We start from the raw sequence: 22,513 nt of genomic DNA on the forward strand, positions 1-22,513 counted from the left end.
GTCAGGCACCGATCTCTCGCTTGGCGGCAGCGCGCTCGACGAGCTGCCGGATGACCGCGATCGCGACGATCACGATGAACAGGAGCACCGACGCCGCCGACGCGGCACCGAGGCGGTTGTCGGTGAAGCCGACACCCGTGATGAGCTGCAGCGACACCTGGGTGGAGATGCCCGGGCCGCCGTTCGTCATCAGGTACACCTGGTCGAAGATCTTCAGGCTCGCGATGATCTGCAGCAGGATGACGAGCGTCGTCGTGCGGCCGAGGAGCGGCAGGGTGATCGACTTGATCTGCTGCCAGCTCGACGCCCCGTCGACCGCCGCGGCCTCGTACAGCTCGCGCGGGATCTCCTGGAGACCCGCCAGGTAGAGCACGAAGTTGAACCCGAGGGTCCACCAGACCGTGGCGATCGCGACGCCGATCATCGCGGTGTTCGGGCTGGCCAGCACGCCGGCGCCCGGCGTGATGCCGAGGGCCTGCTGGACCGACGCGAACAGGCCGGTCGCGGGGGTGAAGATGAACACCCAGATCAGCGAGATCGTCGCCGACGGCAGGATGAACGGCAGGAAGAACGCCAGGCGGAAGAACCACTGGCCGCGGTTCATCCGGTTCGTGAGCACCGCGAACACGAACGCCAGGATGACCAGTGGCGGGGTCGTGTAGAGCGTGAACTGCAGGGTGTGCCAGAGCGACGACCAGAAGTCGGCGCGTCCGAGCATCTCCGCGTAGTTCGCGAACCCGGCGAAGCTGCCGAGCCCGGTGCGGACGGTGGAGGTGTTGAAGAAGCTCGAGACGATCATCCAGACCGTCGGGCCGAGCAGGAAGGCCAGGTAGAACAGGCCGAAGGGGGCGAGGAACAGCCATCCGCTGCGGCCTTGGCCACGGGTGGTGCTGTTCACACGCGTGCGGAGCCGCCGCGGGACCGTTGCGGCCTCCGTCGGGCGGGTCAGGACTGGTGCTGCGGTCACGTCGTCGTGCCTTTCGCGCGGGGCTTACAGCGGGCTGGGGGTGTTGAGGTACGTGCTGAGCTGGCTCTTGATCGCCGAGAGGGCCGCCGCGGGGCTCGAGGCGCCCTGCTGCACGAGCGCGAGCTGCGCCCCGACGGTGTTCTCGAACGTCGACCCGGAGCCGCCGTACCAGGCGGGGTCGTCGAACACGGCGCTCTCGGCAGCGGACGCGTAGTCCGACTGCGGCTCGAGCTTCTTGTAGGCCGTGCTGTCGAACGTGGGCATGTAGGCCGGCACGTGCCCGCCCTCGGCCCACGTCATGCTCTGCTCCAGCATCTGCTTGATGAAGAGCATGTGCGCCTTCCGCTGCTCCGGCGTGCGGTCCTTCCTCGGCAGGATGAACGTGTGCGAGTCGGCCTGGGTGGCCGGCTTGTCGAAGAGCTGCGGGATCGGCGCCATGCCGAACTTCAGCCCCTTGATCGACTGCGCCGTGCTGATCTCCCACTCGCCCTGCATGAAGAACCCGGCCTTGCCGGTGAACATCAGGGTCTCGGCGGTGGCGTAGTCGAGGCCCTTGTTGAGCCAGCCGTTCTTCACCCACTTCTCGGTCATCGTGGTGACCTTGGTGTAGTTGTCCTCGTTCACCGTGAGCTTCGAGCCGCCGTCGCTGATGAACGGCGTCGACCCCTCGATCTGGTTGTACATCGTCCAGAAGAAGCGCCACGGGGTCGCGATCTCGCTGACGTTCGCCACGTTGAGCGCGACACCGCCGGTGACCTTCGAGACGGCCGCGAGTGCCTGTTCGAACGCCTCCAGTCCGGAGAGGTCCTTGAGCTTGCCGTCACTGTCGATCAGGCCGGCCTTCTGGCACACGTCAACGTTGTAAAAGAGCACGAACGGGTGCGTGTCCAGCGGGATGCAGATGTTCTTGCCGTCGGTCTTCTGCGCCGTCCACGCCTTCTGGTTGAAGTCGCTGGCGCTCAGGCCGACGCTCGCGAGGTCGTCCGAGGTGATCGGGTCGAGCAGGTCGCCGTCCCACAGCGGCTTCGCGCGGGTGAGGTGGGCGATCGCGACGTCCGGCGGCTTGTTCCCGACGGTGGCCAGTGTCACCTTCGAGTAGTACGGGTTGCCCCAGGCGAACGTCGTCGCCTGGATCGAGGACGGTCCGCCGTGCTGCTTGGCGTAGCCCGCCTCCATCTGCTGCATGCGAGCGCCGTCACCGCCGCCGAAGAGGTTCCAGAAGACGAGCGTCTCCGGGTTGAGCGGGGCACCGGCGATGCCCGCTGCGAGCGGACTCGAGCAGGCGGCGAGCGGCAGCACGGTGGCGGCCGCGGCTCCTGCGGCGAGCAGGCTCCGCCGGGTGAAGGACCCGCCGCGCGGCTGCACGGGCGGGGTTGGTCGGATCGGCATGGCATCACTCCATCGGGACGGGCCGAGCGGAACAGGGTCGGTGTTCCGTACTGCTGCGGCGTCGCAGCCCCGTGGTGAGGCTCCTTCGCTGCTCCGGTCGGGGCGACGTGCCGTGGGGGCATCATCGCTCCGTGAGCGCTCACATTAGCGCTGGACACGCCGGAGCACCACCCCTTTCGTCCCCGCCCCGAACCAGCTAGCGTTGTGACTGGGTGAGCGCTCACTTTCGTGTCACCCCGACGCACGACGATCGAAGGAGATCCATGCCCCGCACACACCTCGTCCTCGACGCCGCGTTCACCGTGGGGCCGGTGCGCCGTCGCCTGTTCGGCGGGTTCGTCGAGCACCTCGGACGGCACGTCTACGACGGCATCCACGAGCCCGCGCACGAGACCGCCGACGAGCACGGCTTCCGCAAGGACGTGATCGAGCTCGTCAAGGAGCTGAACGTGTCCGCGATCCGCTACCCGGGCGGCAACTTCGTCTCCGGTTACAAGTGGGAGGACGGCGTCGGCCCGGTCGACCAGCGTCCCCGGCGCCTCGATCTCGCGTGGCACTCCACCGAGACGAACGAGGTCGGGCTGCACGAGTTCCAGCACTGGCTCGACCAGGTGGACTCCGAGCTCATGCTCGCGGTGAACCTCGGCACCCGTGGCACGCAGGAGGCCATCGAGCTCCTCGAGTACGCGAACATCGACGCCGGCACCGCACTGAGCGAGTACCGCCGCTCGAACGGCCGCCAGGAGCCCTTCGCCGTGAAGATGTGGTGCCTCGGCAACGAGATGGACGGCCCCTGGCAGCTCGGCCACAAGAACGCGGACGACTACGGCAAGCTCGCCGCGATGACCGCCAAGGCCATGCGCCAGATCCAGCCCGACCTCGAACTCGTCGCCTGCGGGTCCTCCGGAGCGTCGATGCCGACGTTCGGCGAGTGGGAGCGCACCGTCCTCGAGCACGCCTACGACGACATCGACTACATCTCCGCCCACGCCTACTACGAGGAGGACGGCGACATGTCGTCGTTCCTCGCGTCCGGCGTGAACATGGACCACTTCATCGACACCGTCACGACCGCCGCCGACCACGTCAAGGCGCACAAGAAGTCGGACAAGCGGATCGACATCTCGTTCGACGAGTGGAACGTCTGGTCGCTCAGCAAGTGGAACGAGCAGCAGAAGACCTTCGAGCTGCAGGACTGGCCGGTGGCGCCGCGCCTGCTCGAGGACATCTACACCGTGGCGGACGCCGTCGTCGTCGGTGGTCTGCTCATCTCGCTCCTCCGTCACGCCGACCGTGTGGCCTCGGCGAGCATCGCGCAGCTCGTCAACGTGATCGGCCCGATCATGACCGAGCCGGGCGGCCCGGCCTGGCGCCAGACGACGTTCTTCCCGTTCTCGCTGACGTCCAAGCTCGCGAACGGCACCTCGCTCCAGGTCAAGGCCTCGGGCGACACGGTCGACGGCGGCAAGTACGGCGAGGTCCCGGTCGTGGACTCCGCCGCGACCATCGAGGACGGCACGGCCGCGGTGTTCCTCGTGAACCGCCACCAGACCGAGTCGACCACCGTCACGATCGACCTCGCCGGCATCGGCGCGGACGGCGAGGTCCGCGCCGAGGGCATCTGGGAGGACGACGTGCACCTCGTCAACGACCTCTCGGACACCGAGCGCGTCGGCCTGCGCACCAACGAGACCGTCCACCGCGAGGGCGACACGATCACCATCGAACTGCCGCCCGTCTCCTGGACGGCCGTCTCGATCGGCTGAGGACGCCTCGGCGCGCGCCACGGCGAGCGTCGAGTGAGCACAGCGGGTGCCGGGTCGCGACAGCGGGTCGGCACCCGTTGCCGTGTGCGGCGCGCTCCGCGCGGTCTGCCTGGAGGCACGGCTCGGCTCCGGCAGGACGGTCGCCTGCACCACGGGCCGGCGCGGCGATCAGCGCGCTCGACACGTGTCGGCGGACTACTGTGGTCCGTGGGAACGTCGTCCGTCACCGGGACGACAGCGCCGTCGACAGGAGCGGGATGACGCAGGCACCACCCCGTCGGACCGTCCGAGCGACCGACACGGGTCCCATCGTGCTGTCCGGGCTGCGGGCCGCGTGGGAGCCGCTCGCGAAACAGGCACTGGTCGCCGCGCTGATCGTCGGCGCGGCCGCGGCGAGCACCCTCCTGCCGGTGTGGTTGACGGTGACCGACGCCACGGCGATGTGGACCGGAGCGGGTCTCGCGGTCGTGCTGCTCGGCCTCGCGGCGCTCATGGCACGGTCGACCCGTCTGGCGCGCGCCGAGATCGTCATCCCGCTGCTCGACTTCGTCGCCGTCGGACTCCTGCGGTTCGGCACGGGCGAGACCCGGTCCGTGTTCCTCGCGATCCTCGTGCTCCCCGTCGTCTGGATCGCCGCCGGGCACGGACGGTGGCGGGTCCTCGTCCCCGTCCTCGGCGTGTTCGTGACGATCCTGCTGCCGCTCGCCCTCGCGCCCGGACGCGCGTTCCCGGGCAGCGAAGTCGTCCGTCTGGTCATCGCCGCCGTCGTCTACAGTGCAGCCGCCGCCGTGGTCAACGAGCTCTCCCGACGGTCCCTCGCGCAGCTCACGGTCGCCCAGCGCTCCCGCCGGGTCGCCGAGGCCGAGGTCACCCAGGCCGCCATCGTGCAGCGCTCCCTGCAGCCCGTCGACGGCAACGGACTCCCGTCGGCGATCCGCGTCGCGGGCACCTGCGTCCCGGCCCGCACCGTCGGCGGCGACTTCTACGACTGGTACCCGACACCGGACGGTGGCATGGGCTTCACGCTCGGCGACGTCATGGGCAAGGGCGTCGGGGCCGGCATGATCGCCGCCGCCGTCCGCGCCGTCATTCGGAGCAGCCTCGAGGAGCCGGACCCCGCGCTCGCGTTCCGGTGGACCTCCGCCGGCCTGAGCACCGGTTCCGTGGACATGGTCAGTGCGCAGTTCACGACGTGCTTCCACGGCCGCATCAGCCTCGACGGGACCCTGCGATGGGTCGACGCCGGTCACGGGCTGACCCTGGTCCGTCGGGCGGCAGGCGGCAGCGAGTTCCTCCGCTCCGGACACCTGCCGCTCGGGGTCGGGTCCGGGTGGACCAGCGTCGAGACGGACCTCCAGCCCGGGGACAGCGTCGTCAGCGTCAGTGACGGTGTCCTCGACCTGTTCGGCGGCGACCTCGCGTCGCTGGACCGCTGGCAGGCGTTCGTCGATGCCCGCGACGACATCGACGGTCTCGTCGCCGACGTCGCGGCGCTCGCCGAGCGCGGCGACCGCGCCGATGACGTGACGATCATCGCCGTGACGTGGGGCGGCTCCCACCCGGCGTGACCACCCCGTGGGCCGCGCGTCCTGACGGAGCCGCGCCGTGCCTCCAGGCCGGCACCGGTGCGTCCTGGGATCGTGCCGACGGCGGGGGAGCCGTGCCGGTACCGACCGACTGGGAGACCGAGGGCGCGACCGCGCGCGCCGCGGTGCCGAGCGATGCGCTGCGGCAGCCGGTCGCGGTCCGGGCCGCGACCTGCATCGGGCTGCTGCCGCTCCGACTCGTCGCCGGGGCGTTCCTCCGGCGCTGACGCGTCAGCGGCGCGCGCGGTCAGGCGTGCGTCGCGGTGGACGAACCGATGACCGACAGGAGTCGGAGCCGGTCGGCGCTGTCGCTGCCGGGCTCGGCCGTGTAGACGAGCAGGTGTTGCGCGCGGTCGGTGTCCTGCAGGACCTGGCACTGCAGGGTGAGCGGGCCGACCTCCGGGTGGACGTAGTGCTTCTCCTCGGCCGGACGGATGCCGACCTCGTGGAGCGCCCACACCGCGCGGAACTCGGCGCTCCGGGCGAGGAGGTCCTCGGCGAGGGCGGCGGCCCGTGAGCCGGGGCCACGCCGAGCGAGGACACCGCGGAGACCGGAGACGTACATCCGCGACAGGAACTCGTGCTCGTCCTCGGGGTGCAGCGCCCGCGCGGCCGGGTCGGTGAACCAGCGGTACCCGATGCTCCGGGCGTGCCCGGTGCGGATCGACGCGTCCCCGACCAGGGCGGCGGCGAGCGGTGTCTGGCGGAGCGTCTCACCGAGCTCGGTGACGATCTCGGCCGGGGTGTCGACGAGACGGTCCAGGATCCGCATGATCCCCGGACCGACGTGGTCCGACCCGGCACCGCGCGTCGGCGGTTCGTGCCCGGCCAGGCGGAACAGGTGATCGCGTTCGTCGAGCGAGAGCCGCAGTCCCTGCGCGATCGACGCGAGCATCTGGTCCGAGGGCTGCGGTCCGCGCCCCCGTTCGAGCCGCGCGTAGTAGTCGGCGGACATGTTGCTGAGGAGCGCCGCCTCCTCGCGCCGGAGTCCGCTCGTGCGACGTCGGGCCCCTCGTGGCAGGCCGACGTCCTCGGGCTGGAGCGCGGCGCGACGACTCCGCAGGAAGTCGGCGAGCCCGGTTCGGTCGATCATGCGGCGATCCTCTCGCACCACGGTGCTCCCAGCCACGGATCGTCAGGCCGTGGCTCCGGGACGGGCTGCGGGCCAGGCTGAGGGCACCGACCACGGAGGACACACCATGCCACGCACCGTCCACGCACCGACCATCCCCGACCTGACCGGGCGCCGGGCCCTCGTCACCGGCGCCAGCGACGGCATCGGCGTGCGGATCGCCGCCCACCTCGCCGCGGCCGGCGCCGAGGTCGTTATGCCCGCCCGCAACGCCTCGAAACTCGCGATGGCGCAGGACCGCATCCGGGCAGAGCGCCCGGGAGCACGGCTCGAGGCCGAGTCCCTCGACCTCTCGTCCCTGGCCTCGGTGTCGGCGCTCGGGGAGCGGCTCGTCCGGGACGGTCGACCGATCGACCTCCTCGTCGCGAACGCCGGCGTGATGACCCCGCCGTCGCGCACGACCACGGTGGACGGCTTCGAGCTGCAGTTCGGCACCAACCACCTCGGGCACGTCGCGCTCGTCGCCGCGCTGTTCCCGCTGCTGCGCGCTGCGGGCGCTCGCGTCGTCGTGCAGACGAGCATCGCCGCCCGTCGAGCCCGTGTGCGGTGGGACGACCTGCAGTCCGAACGGTCCTACGACGGGATGCGGGCCTACGGCCAGTCGAAGATCGCCCCGGCGCTCTTCGCGCTCGAGCTCGGACGGCGGAGCGAGGCCCAGGGCTGGGGGATCACCACGACGATCAGCCACCCGGGAGTCGCGCCGACGAGTCTCCTCGCCGCGCGGCCGGAGATGGGCCGGAGCACCGACACCACCGCGGTCCGGCTCATCCGCTGGCTCTCCGCCCGGGGCTGGGTCGTCGGCACCCCCGAGACGGCCGCGTACCCGGTGCTCCTCGCCGCCACCGACCCGGCGGGAGCGGGACGGTTCGCGGCCCCGACGTGGCGCCTCGGCGTCGGCGGGCCAGCGGGCTGGATCGACGCCTGGCCGTCCCTGACCGACGACACCGAGGCACACCGGGTCTGGGACGAGTCCCTGCGGCTGACGGGAGCGCGGTTCGCCTGAACGCCGATCGACCGCACGCGCCAGCATGGGGTCGGGAGGGTGGGACATGACCTGGACGAACACGCTGGACGCGTTCGCGACCGCCGCGGAGTGGTTCGCGGCGACGGTGGCGGCGCTCGACGTCGCGGAACCGCTGGGGTGGGACCGTCCGGCACTCGGCGAATGGAGCCGCAGCGACCTCGTCGGGCACACCGTGCGGGCACTCACCACGGTCGAGCAGTACCTGGACGAGGGGACGACGACGTCGACCGCGACCACGCTCGACTACTACCGGGTCGTCCGCTCCTCACGCGCGGATCCGGCGGCCGTGGCGGAGCGAGGGCGGCAGGCCGGACGTGACCTCGGGACCGACCGTCCGGCGAGCGTCGCGGTGATCGTGGAGCGGGTCGTCGCCCAGGTCCGAGATGCCGGTGGAGATCGCCGGATCGATGCGCCGATGGGGGAGTGGGCGCTCGCCGCGTACCTGCCGACGCGGGTGTTCGAGCTGACCGTGCACACGATCGACCTCCGGGTGGCGGCGGGGCTCGACCTCGATCCGCCAGCGGCAGCGTCAGCGGAAGCGCTGCGGGTGCTCGGGCTGCTCGTCGGCGACGCCGATCCGTCCTCGGGAGACGCCCCCGTGCTGCTCCGCGCGCTCACCGGACGGGCAGCGCTCCCGAGCGGGTGGTCCGCACTCTGAACCCGCTCCGGGCGGGACCGTCAGGCGGATGCGTCGACGGGCAGCGGCTCGACCTCGGGGGAAGGATCGGTCGCCAACCGAGCGTGCGTCTCGACGTCGAACCGCTCGTCGCCGTACCGGAGCTTCCGTCGCTCGATGCCCTCGGCCCGGAAGCCGGCACCCGTCGCGACGCGGCACGACGCGGGGTTGTTCACCCGGTGCCCGAGCTCGAGCCGGAACAGCCCGTCACGGAACGCCCGCTCGGCGACCGTGGCCACCGCGCGGGTCGCCAGTCCGCGACCACGACCGGAGCGCGCGAGCCAGTAGGACACCCACGCGGTGTCGTGCCGTCGCTCGATCGCGGTGAGGCCGACGTTGCCGACCGCGACACTGTCGACCACGATCGCCCAGTGCTGCCGGTCGGGGGCCGTCACGAGCACGGTCTCGATGAAGCGTGCAGCCGCTCCGGTGTCCGGCAGCGGGGCGAACTGCGTGCCGAGGTCGTCGGTCGAGGTGCGTGCAGCGACCAGCGCGTCGGCGTCGGTGGAACGCCACGGCCTGAGGGCGATCACGACCCGGCCGTCCCTCGGCGGGGGCGACTGCCGCGGACGACGACGGCGAGCAGGGCAGCGACGACCAGCGGCACGACGAGGGCCGCGGCGGTCCACGCCACTGCCCGCGCCACGAGCGCCGCGCGGAAGCTTGCCGACCCGGCCACGTACGAGTAGCTGCCGCTGTGCAGCGACGGGAACGCCGGGGCGACCGGCCACGCCAGAGTCTCCGCGAGGACCGCCACCACGACGGCCACCCCGGCGAGCAACAGCAGCACGAGGGCCGGTGCGTGGAGACGGAGCCGTGCGCGCATGCCCCAACGGTAGCGGGGCACACGCGCACGGCGAGTGTGGTCCGCCGCGTCAGCGCGGTGCCGCCACCGTGAACCCGGCCGGCACGAGCGGCACCCGCTGGGCTCCAGGAGCGACCTGCATGGTCCGGACGAGCCGACCGGAGCGGTCGTACACCGACACGGTCGAGCGCTGCTCGAAGGTCGCGGTGGTCGATCGTGCCGAGGTCGTCCCGTTCACGAACAGGTCCGACGGCGACGCACCGGCCCCCAGCCCGAGGTGCGAGACCACCGGCCGGAGCAGCACCGCGTCGAGGTCGGCCGATCCGCCGCGCACGGTCGCCGTGATCGTCGTCGTGCCCGCCGGGGCGGTCCGGCCCAACGAGAGCGGGTGCAGGAACGACGAGGTCGGCGCCGTGCCCTGCGGCCCCGCGCCGCCGTTCGGTGTCGAGCCGAGCGACCGGGTCCGGCCGTCTGCTCCGCGCACTGTCCAGTCCGTGCGACCAGACGGACCGGAGGCCTGCGAGACGACCGGGGAGAGGAGCGTGTCCTGGCGGAACGCGGGCACGGTGATCGTGATGGTCGATCCGGCGGGCGCGTGCACGTACGCCTGCCCGGACCAGTTCGCCGAGCCGGTCCACGCCGCATCCGGACGGACGACGTTCGGGACGTGGCCGCCCCCGCCACCGGACAGCGCCCCGCCCTCGGCCTCGACGGTCGTGATGCCGTCGACGTCGGACCGGGAGGTGACCGTCTCGGCCGCAGTACGGACCGCCGGGTGGGCGTCGAGCGCGAGCATCGACAGTGCGGTGTGGATCGCCGATTCGGCGCCGCAGCCCCGGTTGACCGTGCCGTCCGCGGCGATGCCGTCGACGCACGCACCGGTCGACCGGTCGTACACCGGGACCCCCGCCGGGTTCGCGCCGAAGTACCAGCCCGCGGCGATCGCGGCGAGGCGGTCCTGCCCGGCTCCGCCCACGGCGAGGAACGACTGCACGAGCGAGTCGGCGCCGTACGCGATCTGCGTCCGGTCGAACGGCGTCGGCGTCCACCCGTTGTCCGGTCCGCCGGAGGCCAGCACCTGGGCGGCGAACTGCGCGGTCTCACGCTCCGCGCCCCGCTGCCAGTCCGCGCGGTGCAGCACCGACGCGGCAGACGCGAGTGCTGCCGGTGCCAACCCGCCCCAGGCGTTCCAGGTCGACTGCGAGGTCGCGGACGGCAGCACGGCTCCGAACGGCCACGAGGTCGTGTCGCCGCGCTGCATGGCCGCGATGCCCGTCGTCTCCCGCTGCAGCACCGTGCGCGCCTGTCGGTCACTCGGGACGGCCCGGACGTAGGCGCTCAGCCCGAGCACGGCCTCCGCGGTCGCGCTCGTCGAGTCGGCGATGAGCCACGACGGGACGCGCGATCCGTTCACGGTGTCGTAGCGGCCGTAGGAGGCGAGCGACTGCCGTTCGAGCGCGCCGAGCGACAGACGCAGGCGGTCCTGGAGGAACCGCGCGAAGCCCGGGTCGGCGTGCCGGAACGCCGGGTAGGCCTCGCCGAGCGCCCAGATCGTGCGGCCGACCCAGAACGAGTCGGCGGAGTCGGACGGGTCCGGCGAGTCCGGCGGTGTCGGGCTGGTGTTGAGCGTCCCGTCGGTCTGCTGCCACAGCACGACGTTGCCCGCGTCCGGCCCGCTGTCGGTCTGCAGGTAGGTGAGCGAGCGCAGGAGCTCCCGGGCGTGCTCCCGGCTCGATGCGGTGCCGTTCTGCTGCCAGTCGCGGACGTAGACGACGGCAGCGCGGCTGATGTCGTCGGCGTCGAACGCGCCCTGCCCCCAGTGCCCGGTCGCCGGGTCGAGCGTGCCGCCGCCGACGCGGCGGTAGGTCCCGTCGGCGTTCCGGTCCGCGTAGACCCACGGTGCGGTCGCGGTCGGGTGCTGCGTCTGCTGGTAGGTGCTGTGTCCGGGGACGTCCGGCAGCGGCACGTCGTCGAGCAGGAAGTCGAGGTGGTCGAGGTTCGTGACCTGCCGGGAGGCACTGCTCGCGCCCGCCTCGGCGGTCGCGGTGCGCGGGGTGGTCGCCTGCGCCGGGGCGGCGACGAGGGTCACCGCGGCGGTGGCAGCCGCGACGAGCGCGGCCAGGAGGGTGCGATGCACCATTGCATCTCCTCGTTCGAGGGGGGAGTGGGGGCGATCAGCGCCGCACGAGTCGTGCGACGCCGATCTTGGAGTCCGCCATGCCGTAGAAGACGTGGTGGACGCCGTCGATCTCCTCGACGGCGGTGGGGAACACGACGTTCGGCACGATGCCGGACCGTTCGTCGTCGGTGTCCGCGGTCATGAGCGGCTCGGCCGTCCGGACGAGCACCTCCCACGGGCGTTCGGCGTCGAGGATCATGCCCCCGGCGGCGTAGTTCACGTTCTGCTGCTGCGCGAGCGAGCCGACGAGCTCACCCGTGACGCCGTGGTGGAGCAGGAGCCAGCCCTCCGGCACCCGGATCGGAGCCGGCCCCGCGCCGATCTTGAGCTCCTCCCACGCTTCCGTCGGCCCGGCGAGGACCCGGTGCCCGTGCCACTCGGCGAGCGCCCCGACGTCCGCACGGACCCGGTCGAGCGGCACGAACGAGATCCAGATCGACGGACGGGTGTCCTCGACCCAGCCCGGCGGGTGCAGCCCCTCGGACGGCCGGATCTCCGACAGGTCCCAGCCCGGCCGGTGCAGCACCGCGAGGCTCTCGGTGCCGTCCGGCGCCGTGACGGGCTCCGGCAGGAACACGCAGTCCTTGTTGAAGTACATCGCGAGGTCGACGTCGAGTGCGTCGTCGTACCCGAACCGCACCGGCCCGAGGCGCTGCCACGTCCGGAGGTCGTTCGACACGGCGACGGCGGTGTGGGGCCCGAGCGGTCCGTAGGCCACGTAGGTCATCACGTGCAGGTCGAGCGCCGACACCCACGTGGTCCGCGGGTCCTCGACGCCGGCGTTCACCGCGCCGACCTCCCACGACCGTTCGGGCTCGAGCACGACACCCTGCCGTTCGACACCGGTCGGGACGCCGTCCTCGACGACGACCCGGGCGATGCCGATGCGGGAGACGTTGCCGTCCGCCACGAGCCGGGGGAGCAGGTAGAGCTCGCCGTCCGGTCCGTACCCGCTGCCCGGGTTGAGCACGCCCTCGGCCTCGAGGGGCTCGTCGGCGAGCGGTTCCATCACGAGACCGACCCGTTCGAGGGCGTACGGGAAGTCGGCTGCCGGCACGGTCCGGGTCATGCCGGCACCTCCTCGTAGCAGTACAGCTCGCGGCTGCCGCGCGGCGCGTCCCACCCCTGTGCGAAGAGCCGCGGACCGTCCGGCGTCGGCCACCGCAGCAGTCCGCCCCAGGCGAGGGAACCACCGGCGTGCACGTCGAGCTGCGTGAACGGCGCATCGACGTCGTACAGCGCCTGTCCGGCCGCGAACGCGCCGTCGTGGTCGGCGAGGAAGAAGTCGAGGACGAGCCGGTCGCCGTCGACCACGGCGCAGGCGACCTCGTGCACGTGCTGGCCGAGCGCGCTGACGTCGAGGTAGTCCTCGTGCGTGAAGGTCCAGTGGAGCATGTCGTCCGAGTGCCCGACCGTCAGCTTCCCGCCGCACCCCTCGGACACGTACATGAGGTACTCGCCGCCGATCCGGACGGCGTTGCCGCGGTCGTCCCGGGGGATGACCGCGCCCTTCGCCCACAGGTGCGAGACCTCGTACGGCACGACGACGCCGGTCTTCTCCCAGTGCACGAGGTCGTCCGAGACCGCGAGGGCGATGTCGCAGCCGACGTCCCCGGCGTCCGGGTAGCTGTCCCGCAGCGCACTGCCCCGGGTGTCCCAGATCGCGTTGTAGTAGCACCACCAGCGCCCCTCGGCGCGGTACAGCTTCGGGTCCTCGACGCCGAGTCCCTCGTTCGCCTCCGTCGGCCAGAGGATCGGCGCGCCGTCGTCGACCCAGCCGTCCGCGGTCAGGACCGCGTGCCCGATCCGGGACGACGTCGACTCCTTCACCGGGGATGCTCGGTAGACGAGGTGGAGGGCGTGTCGTGCCTCCCGGCCGGTGTCGGGGTCCACCGCGACCACGGTGCCGCGCTGGTCGGGCGCGACCACGAGCGTCGGGTTGAAGACCGACGACGCGGTCCAACCGATGTCGGTCGGGTCGGTCCACTCCGGCGCCGTGAAGGTGAGCGACGGGTCGCGGCGGAACGGCCCGATCATCCACGCGGGCGGGTCGGCGTAGTGCGCCGAGAAGTCGTCGGTCGAGATGCGGTCGGTCAGCGCGTTCGTGTGCTGCAGTGCCCGCTGGTACTCCTCCGCGAGCAGATCGGTCGTGAGCGCCGGCATCAGCCCTTCACCCCCGACCCGATGTCGGTCGCGATGAACCAGCGCTGGAACACGATGAACAGCATGACCACCGGGGCAGCGAGCACCACCGCGCCGGCGAGGATCGCGCCGTACGGGTTCGCGGTCGAGGACGCGACGTTCGAGATGTAGTTCGCCAGGGACACGGCGAGCGGTTGCATGGAGGCTTCCTTCGTGATGAGGAACGGCCAGAGGAACTCGTTCCACGGCCCGATGAACGTGACCAGCACGACGGTGACGAGCGCCGGTCGGATGAGGGGGAGCGCGACGCTCCAGAGCACCCGGAGCTCCCCGGCACCGTCGATGCGGGCGGCGTCGAAGATCTCCTGCGGGACCTGCAGGAAGTACTGCCGGAAGATCACCACCGCGGCGGAGTTGATCGCGAACGGCAGGATCATCCCGAGGTAGTTGTCGCTCAGGCCGTAGTCACGGGCGATGAGGACGTACAGCGGGATCATCAGCAGCTGGAACGGCACGACCTGCACGAGCAGCGCGAGTGCGAACGTCACGCCGCGGCCCTTCCACTGCAGCACCGACAGCGCGTACCCGGCGAGGACACCGAACACGACCGTGCAGAGCACCACCCCGGCCGTGAAGATGCCCGAGTTCACGAGGCCCTGCAGCAGGTCCACACGGGAGTCGATCTGTGCGTAGTTGTGCAGGTCGATGTTCGCGGGGTTCGGGAACGCACCGGCCACGGAGGTGTCCGGCTCGCGCTGGAGCGAGCCGATCACCATGTACCAGAACGGGAACAGGAAGAGCAGCGCACCGGCGAGCAGCACGACGAAGCGCAGCGCGGCCTGGCCGCGGGTCAGCTGCACCCCGTCCATGCGGCGGGGTCGCCGCCGCCTCGGGGTGTCCTGCCGGGAGGCGCGGGTCGTCTCCGTCAGCTCGCCTGCGGCCTGGGGCATGGTCGCCTCGGTCATGATTCCCTCCCACCTGCGAACCGGTTCTGCAGGAACGCGATGATCAGGACGCCGATCATCAGGACGATGCCGATGGCCGCCGCGTACCCGGGGTGGCCCTGCTGGATGCCCTGCTGGTAGATGAGCAGCACGGGGCTCGTGGACGCACCGTTCGGGCCGCCGCCGCCGGTCAGCAGGTACGGCTCCGTGAAGAGGTTGGCGCCGGTCACGGTGCTGAGCAGGAGCACGAGCACCGTGGCGGGGCGGACGCCCGGGACGGTCACCGAGAAGAACTGCCGGATCTTGCCCGCGCCGTCGGTGGACGCCGACTCGTACAGCTCCTTCGGCACGTTCTGCAGTGCCGCCAGGTAGAGCAGGATGTAGAACCCGAGCTGCTTCCACGTCACGAAGACCGCGATCATCGGCATCGCGAGGGCCGAGTTGCTGAGCCACGACGGGCTCGGGGCGAGCGGGCCGAGGACGCTGTTCACGACACCGCCCTGGCTGAACAGGAACAGCCAGACACCGACGACTGCGACGCTCGCGGTGACGTACGGCACGTAGTAGCTCACCCGGAAGAACGTCGACCAGCGGACCGCGCCGTTGAGCGCCGACGCGAGCACGAGGGCGAGCACGACGGTGAGCGGCACGTTGATGACGAGGAAGACACCGACGTTCCGGAACGACTGCAGCACCTGCGGGTCCTGGAAGACCTGCACGTAGTTCTGCAGTCCCACCCACGGGCGGTCGACGCTCACACCCGGAGCGGCGAAGAAGTAGTCCTTGAAGGACATGTACACCGCGAAGCACACCGGGTAGGCGAAGATCGCGATGACGAACACCAGGTAGGGGGCGCTGAAGAGCCACCCCAGGGGGTTCTTGCCGAGCAGTCGGACGTGCAGCGGCTTCCGGCCGCCGCCCGCCGGGCTGCCCGGCGTGACCCCGCGCGCACGTGACGCGGTCTGCGTGGTCAAGCCGGGCCTCCCGTCCTACTGCTGCTGCATCTGCTGGGTGAACTTCGACGCGGCGGCCTCGAGCTGCGAGTCGAGGTTCCCCTGCCCGGAGATGACGGCCTTCGTGTAGAAGTCACGGAAGCCCTGGAGTGCGGCGATCGTGTTCGCGCCGGCCGGGTCGTCGACCGTGCGGGCCGCCTGCGAGCCGAACTCCTGGTACGCAGGGTTCTGCGAGAAGTAGTCGGCGTACGTGGTCGCGAGGTCCTTACGGATCGGCATCTGCCCGGTCGTCTCGAGGAGCTTCTGGTCCTGGTCCTTGCTCGTGGCGTACTTCAGGAAGTCCCACGCGGTGCCCTGGTTCTTGCAGGACGAGTACATGCCGACGTTCTTGGCGTCCGGGAAGGTCCAGGTCTGGTCGGCGGAGACGCCGTCCTTCGTCGGGACGGGCACGCTGCCCCAGTCGACCTTGCCCTTGTAGGACGCGATCGCCCACGGGCCGACGATCGCCATCGCGGCCTTGCCGGTGGCGAAGGCGTCGCCCTGCAGCTGCTCGGTGCCCGCGTAGCCCTTCTCGTAGACGGTCTTCCAGAACCCGGCGACGTCGCGACCGGCCTGCGTGTCGAAGGTCGCCTTGCCGTCCTTCGTCGCCATGCCCTTGCCGCCGGTCGCCGCGGCGTAGAGCGGCAGGTAGTCGAAGTTCGGCTGGAAGAACTCGCTCGTCGGGGTCGGGTAGATCGCGTACGGCGCGGCACCCGATGCCTTGATCTTCGCCGCCGCAGCGAGGAAGTCGTCGTAGGTGCTGAGCTTCGGGTCCTCGGTGTCGAGCCCGGCCTTCTTGAAGATCTCCTTGTTGTAGAAGATCATCACCGGGTTCGACTTCCACGGCATCTGGTAGAAGTCACCGTCCGACGACTTGTACTGGTCCGCCGTGTCACCGGAGCGGGCCTCGATGTAGGCGTCCGCGCCGCTGAACTTCGACAGGTCGACCAGGCCGCCCTGCTTCTGGAACTGCCCCGTCGCCGCCGGCAGGTTGTTGAACACCAGGCAGGGCGTCGTGCCCGCGGTGATGGCCGCGCCGATGACCTCCTCGGTGCTCTTGCCGGCCGGGACCTCCTGGCCCTTGACCTGCTGGTCCGGGTGGTCCTCGTTCCAGGAGGCCACCGCGGCCTTGCCCCACTGGACCTCCTGCGCGTTGTTCGAGTACCAGATGGTGATCGGGCCCTTGGCCTTCATCGCGTCGCTGTTCGACGCGCTGCCCCCGCCGGAGCATCCGGTCAGGGCGAGTGCGGTGGCCGCGGCGATCGCGGTCCCGATGGCGAGCATGCGCCGTTGCATGGTGACTCCTTCGTCGGTGGTCGGGTGTGCTGTGCTCTGCCGACGCGTCCGGAGTCGCGGGGCTCCGCGTGTCCGTCCTGGTCGGGTCCGGCGTCAGGGCCGGGGTGCGGGCGCGCCCGTCGACCCGCGCACGATGAGCCGTGCCGGGGTGAGGGTGCGGTCGACGGGGTCGTTGCCGTCGACGAGGTCGAGCAGCGTGGACGCGACGACGCGCCCCCACTCGACCGGGTCGTTGTCCAGCGTGGTGAGCGCCGGGTAGACGTACTGCCCGATCTGGGAGCCGTCGAGTCCGGTCACGGACAGGTCGTCCGGGATCCGCAGGCCGGCACCTTGGGCCACGGCCATGCCGGCGACCGCCATCGGGTCGTTGCCGTAGACGATCGCCGTCGGGCGGACCTCGGGCGCGAGCGTCAGGAGCCTCCGGGTCGCCTCGGCACCCTGCTCGGGGGAGAAGTCCGTCGGGACCACGCGAGCATCGAGCCCGAGTTCGGCGGCGACCCGTTCGAACTGCTCCCGTCGAGCACGGCCGTGCAGCATGTCCTCGTTGCCGGCGACGTGTGCGATCCGCTCGTGCCCGAGGTCGGTGAGGTGCCGGACGAGCTCGTCGATGCCGTGCTCGTACTCGCGTCGCACGGCGGGCAGGGTCGTCGGGACGTCGGGCTTGCCGAGGGTGACCCCGCGGACGCCGAGCTCGGCGAGCAGCGCGATCCGGCGGTCGTGGCGCAGGAGGTCGGTCAGGATGAACCCGTCGACGCGGCCGTCCGCCGCGAGGGACCGGTAGGCACGCTCCTCGGCACCGGGATCGGGCACCACGCTGAGGACGAGGACCTGCCCGCGGTCCGCGAGGACGGTCTCGAGACCGGCGATGAACGCGGCGAAGAACGGGTCGGTCTCGATGATGCGCGGGTCCCGCTTCACGACGAGCCCGAGGGCGTACGCGCGACGGCTGGTCAGGCTGCGGGCGGCCGGGTTCGGGCGCCAGCCGATCTCGGCTGCGGCGGCCTGGATGCGCTCCTTCGTGGCCTGGTTCACGCCTGGCCGGTCGTTGAGCGCCAGGGAGACGAGGCCCTTCGAGACGCCGGCCTGCCGCGCGACGTCGACGATGGTGGGTCGTCGTTCCATCGGGGGCCTCCTCGCCGCGGTGCATCGGACCGGACCGTTTGAACCGGTTTCATTGAACCGGTTCAGGTATACCCGCAGTCCGCCGGGTCCGCAACCCCGAAGGTCCGTCCCATCGACGCGGCCGGTGAGCGGCGCATCAGGATCCAGGGGCGGGGCGTGAGGAGTCCGTCAGGAGCGCTGCGCCGCCGAGGGCCGCGGGTGCACGGTACGGGGGTGTTCTCGTCCACGAAGCCACCGCTCCCGCTCGCCACGCTCCGAGACCGCCACCTGCACGTGTGGGGCCGCGAGACCGTCCACCCCGCCGGGCGCACCCTGTGGAGCTCGCGCACGCTCGTGGTCTTCCCGCCCGGCACGAGTCCCCGCGAGCGCTTCCTGCTGCGTGCCCTCCACGTCTGGGGTGTGGTCGGCGCGCTGCCGGCGCTGGGCGTGATGGCCGCGCTGAACGGCTCCGCGCTGTGGGGGGTCCTCGTGGCCGTCGCGCTGTACGGCTCCGGGTTCCTCGTCCTCCGACGTTCGACGCGGCGGACACGGCCCTCGGTCCGGACGCTCACGGTGACCACCTTCCACGGCGGCGGCCGGCCTCGCGGGCACGGGGACGCTCGGCTGCTCGCGGGGTCGCTCGACGCGTTGCTCGTGTACGAACGGGCGGCGCTCGCCGGGCAGATCAGTGCGGTGGACTTCGAGCTGCTCTGGGCGGACGTGTGGAGCGCGATGCCGGAGACGCCGCGACGGGGTGGCACGTGGACCCGCTGAGCGAACCGGGACCGGGCGCGGACGACGCTGCCGAGGACGGAGTCGTCCTCGGCTACGACTGACGGCAGCGCCAGCAGTACCGGCCGCGGTCGCCGCCACGGCCGCTCCTCAGCCGGCCGTCACCAGAGCCGACATCCTCGCCATCAGCCCACGCGGCACGAACCGGTGCGCGTTCGCCGTGACCCGGTTGCCGGCACCGGACACCACCGTCGGGCCTCCGGCACGCGCGAACACCCGGAGCCCGACGGCGGCGACCTCGTCCGGCGTCTGTCGTCCGCGCGCCATCACCCCGCTGCCGGCCCCGGCCGCGTCGAAGAAGCCGGTCGAGGTCGGGCCCGGGCAGAGCGCGAGCACCCGGACGCCCCGCCCGCGGGTCTCCTGCCACAGGGCCTCGGTGAACGACAGGACGAACGCCTTCGTCGCGCCGTAGACCGCCATGCCCGGGGTCGGCTGGAACGACGCCGTCGACGCGACCGTCATCACGCCGCCGACTCCGCGGGCGAGCATCCCCGGCAGGAACGCGTGGGTCAGGGCCGTCACCGCCGCACAGTTCAGGGCGATCTGCGTGGCGGTCCGCTCGGGCGACTCGTCGACGAACGGACCGTGGGCGCCGACTCCCGCGTTCGCCACGAGGACGTCGATCCGGGACCCGGCGAGCCGCGTCACGACCTGCTCCACTCCGTCGGTCGTCGCGAGGTCGGCGACCACCACGGACGCCGTCGTCCCGCGCGCGCGGACCTCGTCCGCCACGGCCTCGAGCGCATCCCGGGACCGGGCCACGAGCACGAGGTCCGCGCCGGCGTCCGCCAGCTGCAGGGCGAGCGAACGGCCGATGCCGCCGCTCGCTCCGGTGACGACGGCACGGAGGCCGCGGAAGGGGTTCCGGGGAGGTGTCATGGGCCCAGTCGTACTCGCCGGATCACGCACCAGTTGGTGAGGGGTCATCAATACCCCCCGAACGGGGCACACATGAGGCACAATGTTCGAGGACGCATCACCGAGCGCAGCACCACAGCACCCCACAGCACTGCCCGGCACCACCGCTCGCCGCGTCCGTCCCGCGTCCTGCGCCCCTGATCCCGAACCCTCCGAGGAGCTCGACATCTCTGTCTCGACCACGCGCTTCCGCGCGCGAAGAACCCCCCTGTCCGCCGACGGACGGAGCGCCCGGTGAAGCGCCGGAACGTCGTCATCGCGACGACCGCCGCTGCCGCGCTCATCATCGGCATCCCGACGGCTGCCTCCGCGAGCCCCTGGTGGGGCTGGCACCACCACTGGCACCCGACCCCCACCCCGACGGCGTCGCCGTCGGAGGACCCGACGCCTGGTGACGACGCGACGTCCGACCCGTCCGACGACACCACGCCCTCGGACGACGCGACCCCGACCCCCGACGCGACGCCCACCGGCGAGCCGATCGAGGAGTCGACCCCGACCGAGTCGCCGAGCGACGAGCCGACCGAACAGGCGTCGGCCGACGCCCAGGCGGACAACCCGAGCGGTGCGACACCCCCGGAGGCGTCGTTCGTCGAGGACTTCGACCTCTCGGCGGCGCTCGGCAACGTCGCGAACCTCTACCAGCAGGCGTGGCAGCCGTACCCGGACGGCACGTCCGGCATCTACGCGCCGAGCCAGACCGTGACCGTGCACGACGGCGTCCTCGACGCCCGCCTCGGCGGGGCGGGCACGGCCGGCACCTTCGGCACGAAGACCGGCGCGTACGACCACGTCGGCGGCTCGTTCTCCGTCCGCGCGAAGGCGACGGGCGGTGACGGCAACGGCGCGGCGTTCATGCTGTGGCCGACCTCGAACAAGTGGTCCGACGGCGAGATCGACTTCCCCGAGGGCAACTTCGAGTCGGAGCCCATGGCGTTCCACCACTCGATGACGCCGGGGCAGGAGGCCGAGCGCGTCCAGATCCCCACGGGTGTCTCCTGGCGTGACTGGCACACCTACACGGTGGACTGGGACCCGGGCAAGTCGGTCACGTACAAGGTCGACGGCAAGGTCATCGGGACGATCACGCACGACGTCCCGACCACCCCGCACCGGTTCATGTTCCAGACCGGCAACTGGGGTGCCAGCGGCAACCTGCTCATCGACTGGGTGACGACGAGCGAGTGAGCCGCACAGCCCTGGCGGGCTGACCCGACGGGAGGCACGGTGCGGCGACGCACCGTGCCTCCCGTTCGTCGTCGTAGGCTCGGCGCGTGCCCGCTGATGACGTCCCCCGCGACATGGACGAGCTCTTCGCTCGCGGAACGCAGTCCGTGTCGGAACCGTCCGCGCTCGGTCAGGCCGCAGGACTCGGCGGACTCGGCGCCGTGTTCGTCGGGATGGTGTCGCTGCTCACCGCAGGCGCGATCGTCGCGGTCGGGCTGCTGATCGGACTCGCGGCCGTGCTCCTCTTCGCGTCCGCGTTCGCCGCCTGACCGTCAGTCGCGGGCGCCCCACCGTGCCTCGTGCCCGCGCAGCTCCACCGCGACCTCGTCGAGGAAGTCATCGACCTCGTCCTGCGCGTAGCCGGGGCGGAACCGCGTCGGCCGGAAGCGCGACGCCACGACGTCCTCGGCGCGCAACGGATCGGCCAGCCGTCCGCGTTCGTACTCCGCCAGCGTGGCCTGGACCCGCGCGAGGAAGTCGTCGACCTGCTCTTGGTCGTACCCCTCACGCCACTTCGTCGGCGCGAACCGCTTGGCCGCGACGTCCCCTGCGAGCATCGTCCCCCCGATCGTCGATGACCACACGCTACAGTCCCCGCATGATCGTCTGGGTGAACGGGACGCACGGTGTGGGGAAGACGACGACGAGTCGCCTGGTGCAGGAACGGCTGCCGGACGCGCGCGTGCTCGACGCCGAGAAGGTGGGGGAGACGCTGATGGACGTCTCGCCGAGCCTGCCGTGGACCGGCAACTTCCAGGACTGGGACCCGTGGCGCCCGCTCGTCGTGGAGACCGCGCGCCGGGTGCTCGACTACGCCGGCGGCACCCTCGTGATGCCCATGACCGTCCTCGTCGAGCCCTACTGGCGCGAGATCAGCGACGGCTTCGCGGGGCACGGCATCCCGGTCCGGCACTTCGTGCTGCACACCGACCCCGAGACGCTCCGACACCGGATCCTGCACGACGAGGTGATGGGGCCGTCGACCTTCCGCCTCGGGTACGTCGACCGCTACGCCGAGGCGGCGCGCACCTGGCTGCACGTCCAGGCGGAGGTCGTCGACACCACCACGATCGGCCCCGCCGAGGCGGCGGACCGCATCGCCACGGCCGTGCTCTCAGAGCTGCCGGCGCGCTGACGCGCCGACCACCGACCCGGCGGTGCGTCGTGATGACGCGCTGACCACCGGCCTGGAGGCACGGTGCGGGCCCGACCCGTGCCTCCAGGCCGGCGGGCGGTCACGACCAGGGAACGACGCGCGCTGCGCGGTTCCGTCACGCGGGGGGCAGGTGGGGCGGTGCGGAGCGCACTGCCTGCGACCGCCACGTGATCTCGGCGACGAACGCAGCGGTGTCGGGCCCGAGCGGGTCGTCCGGTGCGTCCTCGACGAGGACCCCGAGCGCCGGGGCGAGCAGGAACGACGTCGTGGTCTCGGTACCGAACGGGTCGACCGTCGGGACGGCGATCACGTCCGTGAGACCGGCGTGGGCGAGCGCCGCGGCGTAGTCCAGGACGGCGTCGGCCGCCTCGTCCGTGGTCAGGACGGCGGTGAGTCCGTAGACGATGTGCTTCATGATCCG

The 22,513-nt window shown here is 71.6% G+C and carries 23 protein-coding genes and 2 pseudogenes; 9 read left to right on the plus strand and 16 right to left on the minus strand.

Going from position 1 to position 22,513, the window contains the following annotated elements; translation table 11 throughout:
- Position 1: 1 nt before the first annotated feature.
- Positions 2 to 967 (minus strand): carbohydrate ABC transporter permease, encoded by a 966-nt coding sequence (locus ACIPYW_RS09070; protein ID WP_290130960.1) that lies wholly within the window; start codon positions 965 to 967, stop codon positions 2 to 4.
- A 24-nt stretch (positions 968 to 991) separates the two neighbouring features.
- Positions 992 to 2,356 (minus strand): extracellular solute-binding protein, encoded by a 1,365-nt coding sequence (locus ACIPYW_RS09075; protein WP_290130961.1) that lies wholly within the window; start codon positions 2,354 to 2,356, stop codon positions 992 to 994.
- A 263-nt stretch (positions 2,357 to 2,619) separates the two neighbouring features.
- On the opposite strand from ACIPYW_RS09075, the gene ACIPYW_RS09080 reads away from it, so the two are divergent.
- The 3 genes from ACIPYW_RS09080 (at position 2,620) to ACIPYW_RS09090 (ending at position 5,935) form a co-directional block, all read left to right on the plus strand.
- On the plus strand, positions 2,620 to 4,122 hold the full coding sequence (locus tag ACIPYW_RS09080) for an alpha-N-arabinofuranosidase (protein WP_400412766.1): 1,503 nt from the start codon (positions 2,620 to 2,622) through the stop codon (positions 4,120 to 4,122).
- 257 nt (positions 4,123 to 4,379) lie between these two features.
- Positions 4,380 to 5,690: a PP2C family protein-serine/threonine phosphatase gene (locus ACIPYW_RS09085; protein ID WP_400412768.1), complete on the plus strand. Its 1,311-nt coding sequence runs from the start codon at positions 4,380 to 4,382 to the stop codon at positions 5,688 to 5,690.
- Entirely contained in the window at positions 5,687 to 5,935 is a 249-nt protein-coding gene (locus ACIPYW_RS09090) for a hypothetical protein (RefSeq protein WP_400412769.1), read from the plus strand. Before ACIPYW_RS09085 ends, ACIPYW_RS09090 begins: the two co-directional genes overlap by 4 nt.
- A 20-nt stretch (positions 5,936 to 5,955) precedes the next feature.
- Here ACIPYW_RS09090 and ACIPYW_RS09095 read toward each other — a convergent pair whose 3' ends face one another.
- Complete coding sequence (locus ACIPYW_RS09095; protein WP_400412771.1) at positions 5,956 to 6,801, minus strand: helix-turn-helix transcriptional regulator; 846 nt, start codon at positions 6,799 to 6,801, stop codon at positions 5,956 to 5,958.
- Between the two features lie 106 nt (positions 6,802 to 6,907).
- Between ACIPYW_RS09095 and ACIPYW_RS09100 the strand changes: the two genes are divergently transcribed.
- On the plus strand, positions 6,908 to 7,843 hold the full coding sequence (locus ACIPYW_RS09100; protein WP_400412772.1) for an SDR family oxidoreductase: 936 nt from the start codon (positions 6,908 to 6,910) through the stop codon (positions 7,841 to 7,843).
- Between the two features lie 46 nt (positions 7,844 to 7,889).
- On the plus strand, positions 7,890 to 8,522 hold the full coding sequence (locus tag ACIPYW_RS09105; protein WP_400412773.1) for a maleylpyruvate isomerase N-terminal domain-containing protein: 633 nt from the start codon (positions 7,890 to 7,892) through the stop codon (positions 8,520 to 8,522).
- Between the two features lie 20 nt (positions 8,523 to 8,542).
- On the opposite strand, the gene ACIPYW_RS09110 is transcribed toward ACIPYW_RS09105, so the two are convergent.
- The 9 genes from ACIPYW_RS09110 to ACIPYW_RS09150 form a co-directional block, all read right to left on the minus strand.
- Positions 8,543 to 9,073, minus strand: coding sequence for a GNAT family N-acetyltransferase (locus ACIPYW_RS09110; RefSeq protein ID WP_400412775.1), 531 nt, complete (start codon positions 9,071 to 9,073; stop codon positions 8,543 to 8,545).
- The gene (locus ACIPYW_RS09115) at positions 9,070 to 9,366 is read right to left on the minus strand and encodes a hypothetical protein (RefSeq protein WP_400412776.1); all 297 of its coding nucleotides are present in this window, start codon (positions 9,364 to 9,366) and stop codon (positions 9,070 to 9,072) included. The genes ACIPYW_RS09110 and ACIPYW_RS09115 overlap by 4 nt, the downstream gene beginning before the upstream one ends.
- Positions 9,367 to 9,415: 49 nt before the next feature.
- Positions 9,416 to 11,485, minus strand: coding sequence for a hypothetical protein (locus ACIPYW_RS09120; protein ID WP_400412778.1), 2,070 nt, complete (start codon positions 11,483 to 11,485; stop codon positions 9,416 to 9,418).
- A 34-nt stretch (positions 11,486 to 11,519) separates the two neighbouring features.
- Positions 11,520 to 12,593, minus strand: coding sequence for a glycosidase (locus tag ACIPYW_RS09125; protein WP_400412780.1), 1,074 nt, complete (start codon positions 12,591 to 12,593; stop codon positions 11,520 to 11,522).
- The gene (locus ACIPYW_RS09130; protein ID WP_290130973.1) at positions 12,590 to 13,687 is read right to left on the minus strand and encodes a hypothetical protein; all 1,098 of its coding nucleotides are present in this window, start codon (positions 13,685 to 13,687) and stop codon (positions 12,590 to 12,592) included. The genes ACIPYW_RS09125 and ACIPYW_RS09130 overlap by 4 nt, the downstream gene beginning before the upstream one ends.
- Complete coding sequence (locus tag ACIPYW_RS09135) at positions 13,687 to 14,631, minus strand: carbohydrate ABC transporter permease (protein WP_400412782.1); 945 nt, start codon at positions 14,629 to 14,631, stop codon at positions 13,687 to 13,689. The genes ACIPYW_RS09130 and ACIPYW_RS09135 overlap by 1 nt, the downstream gene beginning before the upstream one ends.
- Positions 14,628 to 15,584 (minus strand): carbohydrate ABC transporter permease, encoded by a 957-nt coding sequence (locus ACIPYW_RS09140; RefSeq protein ID WP_400412783.1) that lies wholly within the window; start codon positions 15,582 to 15,584, stop codon positions 14,628 to 14,630. The genes ACIPYW_RS09135 and ACIPYW_RS09140 overlap by 4 nt, the downstream gene beginning before the upstream one ends.
- A 15-nt stretch (positions 15,585 to 15,599) precedes the next feature.
- Positions 15,600 to 16,898 (minus strand): ABC transporter substrate-binding protein, encoded by a 1,299-nt coding sequence (locus ACIPYW_RS09145; protein ID WP_400412784.1) that lies wholly within the window; start codon positions 16,896 to 16,898, stop codon positions 15,600 to 15,602.
- Between the two features lie 93 nt (positions 16,899 to 16,991).
- Complete coding sequence (locus tag ACIPYW_RS09150) at positions 16,992 to 18,020, minus strand: LacI family DNA-binding transcriptional regulator (protein WP_400412786.1); 1,029 nt, start codon at positions 18,018 to 18,020, stop codon at positions 16,992 to 16,994.
- A 213-nt stretch (positions 18,021 to 18,233) separates the two neighbouring features.
- Between ACIPYW_RS09150 and ACIPYW_RS09155 the strand changes: the two genes are divergently transcribed.
- Positions 18,234 to 18,773 (plus strand): DUF6611 family protein, encoded by a 540-nt coding sequence (locus tag ACIPYW_RS09155; protein ID WP_400412787.1) that lies wholly within the window; start codon positions 18,234 to 18,236, stop codon positions 18,771 to 18,773.
- A 108-nt stretch (positions 18,774 to 18,881) separates the two neighbouring features.
- Here the strand turns inward: ACIPYW_RS09155 and ACIPYW_RS09160 are convergent, their stop codons facing one another.
- Positions 18,882 to 19,670: an SDR family NAD(P)-dependent oxidoreductase gene (locus ACIPYW_RS09160; RefSeq protein ID WP_400412788.1), complete on the minus strand. Its 789-nt coding sequence runs from the start codon at positions 19,668 to 19,670 to the stop codon at positions 18,882 to 18,884.
- A gap of 273 nt (positions 19,671 to 19,943) precedes the next feature.
- On the opposite strand from ACIPYW_RS09160, the gene ACIPYW_RS09165 reads away from it, so the two are divergent.
- A complete protein-coding gene (locus tag ACIPYW_RS09165) occupies positions 19,944 to 20,897 on the plus strand; it encodes a family 16 glycosylhydrolase (RefSeq protein WP_400412790.1) in 954 nt (317 codons plus the stop codon).
- 86 nt (positions 20,898 to 20,983) lie between these two features.
- Complete coding sequence (locus tag ACIPYW_RS09170) at positions 20,984 to 21,205, plus strand: hypothetical protein (protein ID WP_290130979.1); 222 nt, start codon at positions 20,984 to 20,986, stop codon at positions 21,203 to 21,205.
- A gap of 36 nt (positions 21,206 to 21,241) precedes the next feature.
- Here ACIPYW_RS09170 and ACIPYW_RS09175 read toward each other — a convergent pair.
- Together ACIPYW_RS09175 and ACIPYW_RS09180 are read right to left on the minus strand one after the other, a co-directional pair.
- Positions 21,242 to 21,352 (minus strand): annotated as a pseudogene (locus ACIPYW_RS09175) (DivIVA domain-containing protein); the annotation flags it as partial.
- Between the two features lie 45 nt (positions 21,353 to 21,397).
- Positions 21,398 to 21,493: pseudogene (locus tag ACIPYW_RS09180) on the minus strand (DivIVA domain-containing protein); the annotation flags it as partial.
- Positions 21,494 to 21,534: 41 nt separating this feature from the next.
- On the opposite strand from ACIPYW_RS09180, the gene ACIPYW_RS09185 reads away from it, so the two are divergent.
- On the plus strand, positions 21,535 to 22,071 hold the full coding sequence (locus tag ACIPYW_RS09185) for an AAA family ATPase (RefSeq protein ID WP_400412792.1): 537 nt from the start codon (positions 21,535 to 21,537) through the stop codon (positions 22,069 to 22,071).
- Positions 22,072 to 22,207: 136 nt separating this feature from the next.
- Here the strand turns inward: ACIPYW_RS09185 and ACIPYW_RS09190 are convergent, their stop codons facing one another.
- Positions 22,208 to 22,507 (minus strand): hypothetical protein, encoded by a 300-nt coding sequence (locus ACIPYW_RS09190; protein WP_400412793.1) that lies wholly within the window; start codon positions 22,505 to 22,507, stop codon positions 22,208 to 22,210.
- Between the last annotated feature and the right edge of the window lie 6 nt (positions 22,508 to 22,513).

It is taken from the genome of Curtobacterium sp. NPDC089689, assembly GCF_044749145.1.
Lineage (GTDB): Bacteria > Actinomycetota > Actinomycetes > Actinomycetales > Microbacteriaceae > Curtobacterium.